This window comes from Acinetobacter sp. 228 (assembly GCF_048147885.1).
In genome coordinates this window covers 1-1,043 of the sequence record NZ_JAYWYV010000588.1, presented here as the reverse complement: position 1 = coordinate 1,043, position 1,043 = coordinate 1, and the positions used below count along the sequence as shown (strand labels likewise).

Sequence of the window (1,043 nt, the reverse complement as noted above, 5' to 3'; positions counted from 1 at the left end):
AGCAAGCGCTAATTGAGGATCATTGATACCTAATGCTTCAAGAACTTCGTCACAAGTTTGCTTCATCACTTTAGCACGTGGATCGAAGTTTTTGTAAACGCGGTGACCGAAGCCCATAAGTTTAACTTCTTTGCGTTTAACTTTTTCCATGAACTCAGCAACATTTTCAACGCTACCGATTTCATCAAGCATTTTAAGAACTGCTTCGTTCGCACCACCGTGTGCAGGACCCCAAAGAGCAGAGATACCAGCAGAGATACACGCATATGGATTCGCACCAGTAGAACCAGCAAGACGAACTGTAGAAGTAGACGCGTTTTGTTCATGGTCAGCGTGAAGCGTAAAGATACGATCCATTGCACGAGCAAGAACAGGGTTTACTTTGTAGTCACGGTCTGCAGGAGTTGCAAACATCATGTGTAAGAAGTTTTCCGCGTAATTTAAGTCATTACGTGGATAGATGAATGGCTGACCTACAGTATATTTGTAGCTCCAAGCAGCAAGCGTTGGAATTTTAGCAATCAAACGAATCGCAGTAATTTCGCGGTGGTTGATGTCTTCAATGTCAAGGTTGTTGTGATAGAAAGCAGATAATGCGCCTACTACACCAACCATGATTGCCATAGGGTGAGCATCACGACGGAAACCATTGAAGAAACGGCTAACTTGATCATGAACCATAGTATGAGCACGAACTTTCGCATCGAACTCAACTTTTTGTTCAGCAGTTGGTAACTCGCCATTTAATAATAAATAACAAGTTTCAAGGTAGTCTGCTTGAGTCGCTAACTGGTCAATCGGGTAACCGCGGTGTAATAAAATACCTTTGTCACCATCGATAAATGTGATTTTAGACTCGCATGAATCTGTCGCCATAAAACCAGGATCAAAAGTAAAGTGACCTGAGGCCAATACATCTTTAACGTCGATTACATCGGGACCTAATGTGCCACTGTAAATTGGTAATTCAATTTCTTTGCCATCAAGATGTAATACGGCTTTTTTGCCAGTTGCTTCAGACATTCAATAGATCTCCTGTCCTG

At 42.2% G+C, this 1,043-nt stretch carries 1 protein-coding gene; it reads right to left on the bottom strand.

Features of this window, described 5'->3' with window-relative positions; translation table 11 throughout:
* Positions 1–1,023: citrate synthase (gene gltA, locus VXQ92_RS21050; protein WP_416683074.1), on the bottom strand; the 1,023-nt coding region annotated here is incomplete at its 3' end.
* Positions 1,024–1,043 lie beyond the last annotated feature (20 nt).